General features: G+C 45.2%; 5 protein-coding genes. All 5 read left to right on the top strand.

The genetic code is table 11. The features are described 5' to 3' along the window. Positions 1-662: hypothetical protein (locus tag GXZ13_07050; GenBank protein NLX75566.1), on the top strand; the 662-nt coding region annotated here is incomplete at its 5' end. Positions 663-664: 2 nt separating this feature from the next. Further along, entirely contained in the window at positions 665-1069 is a 405-nt protein-coding gene (locus tag GXZ13_07045) for a hypothetical protein (GenBank protein NLX75565.1), read from the top strand. Positions 1070-1071: 2 nt separating this feature from the next. Further along, complete coding sequence (locus tag GXZ13_07040; GenBank protein NLX75564.1) at positions 1072-1374, top strand: hypothetical protein; 303 nt, start codon at positions 1072-1074, stop codon at positions 1372-1374. A gap of 46 nt (positions 1375-1420) precedes the next feature. Further along, positions 1421-2059 (top strand): hypothetical protein, encoded by a 639-nt coding sequence (locus GXZ13_07035; protein NLX75563.1) that lies wholly within the window; start codon positions 1421-1423, stop codon positions 2057-2059. Further along, positions 2056-2359: hypothetical protein (locus GXZ13_07030; protein ID NLX75562.1), on the top strand; the 304-nt coding region annotated here is incomplete at its 3' end. The genes GXZ13_07035 and GXZ13_07030, both read left to right, overlap by 4 nt.

Here is a 2359-nt window from a genome sequence, read left to right as displayed (position 1 = left end):
GCGGCTGGATGCTCGGCGATGCGCTTTATGACTTCGCTTCACCAGTGAATGCAGACACAGTCCTCAATGCAAAGTGGGAGACAAAGGTGGAAACCTATGCAGCGAACTTCTTTGATACAGCCACGCTGAAATCAAAGACAGCCAACAATGCAATAGACAATGCTTTCTTGGATTCCAAGATTGCAGACAATGCTTTCGCAGCGGACGCTGATTCTAGGGGCAAGTTCGCAGATGGCATTTGGACAATTGACAAGTTAGCGGAGGACGCGCGTACGAACATCCTTATGGTTCAGGTAGAGGGACTTGACGCTGGTGATGACATAGCTTCTAGACCAGTATTTGAAGTTCCTACTGGCTATAAAGCGACGATAGTATCAGCGTACATTCTCTCACAGGGGACAGCGACTGGCATTGACGATTCAAACACTTGTGTAGTTGCTTTGGGTCGCAACGCAGACGGTGCGTTTGCTTCAATAACCTACAAGAACAATCCGGCGTTCCCAGCGAGTGGTGTATCAGGTGATATGGGTACTATTGTGGAAGACTACAAGGAATTAGTAGCTGGGAAGAAGATAGTTCTTTCTGTTACTAATGGTTCAACTGCGAAGCCGCCTATGTTTGCGGTACGCATAGTTTATACATTAGAGAAAGCGGGGGTGTAGTAATGATAATAGATAAAAATGCTTTTTTCTGTAATGCACAGGCAGAAACAACTGTTGGAACACACTTGTCAGACACAGTTCTTGACACAGTGGAACTAGGCGACGCCATTGATGAACTTTATTTTATGGCTTCAGTACACACAGCTGTAACCACAACTGGTGGCAAAGTCAAAATTCAGTTCGTAACTGATGACAACAGTGCGTTTAGCTCACCAACAGTATTGTGGGAAACAGCCGCTCTTGAAGTTGCCTCATTGGGCAAAGGTGCAGTTCTTGGTTTAGTTCGTGTACCTAAAGCAGGGAAGCTAGAACGTTATCTCGGCGTACAGATTGTTATCTCTGACGCAGATTTAACAGCTGGTGCATTTGACGCATTCTTAACCAAGGACCCACAGACCAACTTATAATTATGAAGTACCGGATTATAAGGGACACATTATTTAATAACACATTCGTTCGCAAGGGCGAAGTTGTAGATGTGCCTAATGCCAAATTAGCTACTCGGCATATGGAGCCGCTTGATACTGCACCTACAGCGGAAGAGCTCAATCGTGAGTTAATTATTCCTACGCAAGACGAGCTTGATGAAATGACTAGAGCGGAGCTTGTGAAATTAGCGAACGCAGAGGGCTATTCAATGCCTGACGGTATCAGACTTCGTGGCGATATGATAGGTGCTATCAGAAAGTTCAGGGCGAGCAAGGGGGGTTAATCCCCCCTTCCGCTCTACTTATTAATGGAATAAGGGGCGGTGAACAATGGCTAACAAACTTCAGATTTGGAACATGGCATTAAGTAAAATGGGACAGTCTAGGCAGTTGCTAGATACAGAGTCCAATGCCACTCCGGAACATCGCAACTTGGAGAACTTATACAAGCCGACGTTAGACTCTATGTTGGAAGACCATTCGTGGAACTTCGCCAAGCGTGTGGTACAGCTTGAACCTATTGATTTTGAATACAGCCACCCGTCTTGGAATTTTTATTATAAGTATCCTGACTATTGTCTTGACTTAAGGCTCATTGTATATGGCGGTGATGAGCCTGTAACCGTTGTACCGTTTGGACCGCCACTCTCAACACTTCGTACGATACCCTTTGAGATAGTGTCTTATGACTATGAAACAAGGGTGCTTTGTACAAATCTAGAGTGTGCTTGGGCGGAGTACATCACTTCAGATGTAGACGAAGCAATGTTTACACCGATGTTTGTAACTGCTTTCTCATACAGGCTAGGTGCAGAGCTGGTACTGGCGTTAGCTGGCGACATAGCGAAGCACCGAGAACTGATGAGTTATTACACAGCGTTGTTTGAGCGTGGCAAGGAAAGAGTATCGAACGAGGCAGCGAGGGTCATTGGTCCGCAGATATCAAAATATGAGGGCGCAAGGCGATGACCATTAAAGTAAACAACATCGCATGTGTAGGTGGGGAAATCACACCGTCATTATGGAGTAGAATTGACCTTGACAAAGTCAAGGTTGGTCTATCTAAATGTCGGAACTTTATTCCATTTGCACATGGTGGTGCGAGATATCGTATGGGTACTAAGTACATAGCGGAAGTAGGCTCGGAGTGTGTTCTGCATGTTATGGAGTACACTTCAGAGCCTTCAATACTATTGGAGTTTGGGATTGGGTACATAAGATTTGTTAAAGACGGTGCATATATTATTGGTGGCGACGGTGAACCTTATT

The sequence above is a fragment of the Synergistaceae bacterium genome (assembly GCA_012728235.1).
Classification (GTDB): Bacteria; Synergistota; Synergistia; order Synergistales; family Synergistaceae; genus JAAYFL01.
This window is presented reverse-complemented; position numbering and strand designations above follow the sequence as displayed.

Bases quoted from the DNA above. Each gene is read 5' to 3' on its own strand.
- GXZ13_07035 (NLX75563.1), top strand. From the start codon at position 1,421: ATGGCTAACAAACTTCAGATTTGGAACATGGCATTAAGTAAAATGGGA.
- GXZ13_07040 (NLX75564.1), top strand. From the start codon at position 1,072: ATGAAGTACCGGATTATAAGGGACACATTATTTAATAACACATTCGTT.
- GXZ13_07045 (NLX75565.1), top strand. From the start codon at position 665: ATGATAATAGATAAAAATGCTTTTTTCTGTAATGCACAGGCAGAAACA.